The 2668-nt window shown below is 77.1% G+C and carries 3 protein-coding genes; 1 reads left to right on the top strand and 2 read right to left on the bottom strand.

The features are described 5' to 3' along the window. Positions 1–107: 107 nt before the first annotated feature. Both C1I99_RS31015 and C1I99_RS31010 read right to left on the bottom strand, forming a co-directional pair. Positions 108–677, bottom strand: coding sequence for a GNAT family N-acetyltransferase (locus tag C1I99_RS31015; protein WP_111137692.1), 570 nt, complete (start codon positions 675–677; stop codon positions 108–110). After that, positions 674–2074: a cobyrinic acid a,c-diamide synthase CobB gene (locus tag C1I99_RS31010; RefSeq protein ID WP_111137691.1), complete on the bottom strand. Its 1401-nt coding sequence runs from the start codon at positions 2072–2074 to the stop codon at positions 674–676. The genes C1I99_RS31015 and C1I99_RS31010 overlap by 4 nt, the downstream gene beginning before the upstream one ends. Before the next feature lie 175 nt (positions 2075–2249). Between C1I99_RS31010 and C1I99_RS31005 the strand changes: the two genes are divergently transcribed. Next, on the top strand, positions 2250–2668 hold a 419-nt coding region (locus C1I99_RS31005), incomplete at its 3' end, for an SURF1 family protein (RefSeq protein ID WP_146604103.1).

The following is a 2668-nucleotide window of genomic DNA, read 5'->3' as shown; positions in this document are numbered from 1 at the left end:
CCCGGGGCCCGCGCCCAGAGCCCTTTGATCAAGAGGCTTGCGCCAGGAAACCGCCCGTTCCTGACGCAAACCTCTTGATCGCTTCGTGCGGGGACCGGGGGTTGGGGTCAGTGCAGGTCGGCGGCGACCAAGGACCAGATTTCCAGGTCGACCCGGCCGCCCCGGGCGTAGCCGGCGTTGCGCAGCAGGCCCTCGTAGCTGAAGCCGGCCTTCTCGGCGACCCGGCGGGAGGCCAGGTTACCCGGGGCGACCCGCAGCTCGACCCGCTGGAAGCCGTGCTCCAGGATCAGCGCGATGGCGAGCGCGTCGACCGCCTCCGCGGCCAGTCCGAAGCCGCGCGCGTGCGGCGCCATCGCGTACGAGACCTCGGTGCACCGGGCGCCCCAGTCGGTGCGCCGGGTCCAGAGACAGCCCACCACCCGGTCGTCCTCCCGGCGGACCACCGCGTAGTGGTCACCGTCGCCGCTGTCGCGCCGCTGCCGGGCCAGGTCCGTGCACCAGGCATGCCCGTCGATCCGGCCGGTCTCGTCGGCCAGCGGCAGCCAGCGCTGGGTCTGCCGGTCGGCGAAGACCTCGTCGGCCGCCTTCGCGTCCGCCGCCAGCAGCGGGCGCACCTCCGTGCGGGGCGTGGAGACGGTCAGCCCCGGAAACCGGCGCACCGCCACCTGACCGATCACACCGGCACCCCGCCGGGCCGGGCGGTCGCCGGGTCGGCCGTCGGGTCGGCCGCCTCCGCTGCCGCGGCGACCAGCCGGGCGGCGATCTGCGGGTACGCGGCCCAGTGCACGGTCAGCTGGGAGGCGTGCACGCCCCGCCAGACGAACCCCTCCGGCGCCCCGCCGTCCCAGCTCCAGGCCGGTCGCTGCCCGGCCCGGGGGGTGAGCACCGCCCGGTGCTCCTTGTGCCCGGACACCACCGCGCCCGCCGGCGCGACGACGCTGTCGGTCAGGGCGGTGGCCTCGCGGTAGCCGGCCACCAGGCCGTCCCGGCTGGTGCCCACCGCGTCGAGCACGCCGCACATCGGCAGCCCGTCCAGCTCCCGGGCCAGCCACAGCAGGCCGGCCCCGTCGGCGAGCACCGGGCGGCCGGTGCGGGCCAGCTCGGCCACCGCGATGCAGAGACGGCGGTTGGCGGAGAGCTGCTCGGCGTACGACTCGGGGAGCCCGCCGCCGACGACCAGCCCGCGGGTGCCCGCGGGCAGCGCCTCGTCGCGCAGCGGGTCGACCGTCACCACCTCCGCGCCGGCCGCCCGGAGCAGTTCGATGGTCTCGACGTGGCTGAAGCTCCCGCCCGGGCCGCCGGCGACCGCGACGAGCGGGCGCGGGCCGGCCGGCGGCTCGCCGGGCTCCGGCGCCCACGGCTGGGCCGGCAGCGGCGGGGCGGAGCGGGCGAGCCCGAGCAGTCGGTCCAGGTCGACGGTGGCGGCGACCGCCTCGCCGAGGCGGCGGACCGCGCGGACGGCGTCGCCGGAACCGGCGAGCACCGGCACCATCCCGTGCCGGCGCGGCGGCAGCACCGCCGGCAGGTCCTGCCGGCGCAGCACGCCGTAGACCGGCACGCCGATGTCGTCGAGCGCCTCGCGCAGCAGGGTCTCGTGCCGCGCCGAGGCCACCCGGTTGAGGATCACGCCACCGAGCCAGAGCTGCTCGTCGTACGCCCGGAAGCCGTGCACCAGGGCGGCCACCGACTGCCCGATCGCGGCGACGTCGACCACCAGCACGACCGGGCTGCGCAGCGCGATGGCGACCGCCGCGGTGGACTCGCTCTCCGGGCGGCCGGCGAGGCTGTCGTACAACCCCATGCTGCCCTGCACCACCGCGAGCCCGGCGCCGGACGCCCCGTGTGCCAGCAGCGGGGCGACCCGGTCGGCGCCGACCAGCCTCGGATCGAGGGTGCGCCCGGGCCGGCCCGCGGCGAGCCCCAGGTACGCGGCGTCGACCTGGTCCGGGCCGACCTTGAAGCCGGCGGCGGCGACGCCCCGGTCGGCGAGCGCGGCGAGCAACCCGATCGCCAGCGCGCTCTTGCCGTGCCCGGAGGACGGCGCGCTGAGCACCAGGCGCGGCACGACGGTCATCATCGACTCCTCGCGGGGCGGCGGGTACGCGGCTGCGGGCCGCCGGAGCGGGCCGCCCGCGTGACGATAGCGGAACCGGCCGACGGGTGAGCGCCGGTGAACGCCGCCGGGCGCCCTGTCGCCGGCCCGCGCCGGGACTGTCGGCGTCGGCGGCTGCGGTCACCGGGGTAGCCTCATCGTCGTGTACCGGTTCCTCCTGACGCCGCGCTGGCTGGGCATCCTCGCGGCGACCCTGGCCGCCGCGGCGGTGATGGTGCTGCTCGGCAACTGGCAGCTGGACCGCTACCACGGCCGTACGGAGATCAACGAACGGATCGACGCCGGCCTCCGGATGGACCCGGTGCCGCTACGCGACGCGCTACCCGCCCCGACCGGCGGGGCGGGGACGGCCGGCCCGGCCCCGGCCGAGGAGAAGACCTGGACCAAGGTGACCGTGACCGGCCGCTACGACACCGGCAACGTCATCCTGGTCCGTGGCCGGACGCTGGACCGGAAGGTCGGTTTCGAGGTGGTCACCCCGCTCGTGCTGGCCGACGGCACGGCGGTGCTGGTGGACCGGGGCTGGATCCCGCCCGCCCCCGGTGGCGACGCGAC

The organism is Micromonospora deserti, assembly GCF_003236335.1.
GTDB lineage: Bacteria > Actinomycetota > Actinomycetes > Mycobacteriales > Micromonosporaceae > Micromonospora > Micromonospora deserti.
Note: the sequence above shows the minus strand (reverse complement) of the source record. Positions and strands in the feature narration are given on the sequence as shown.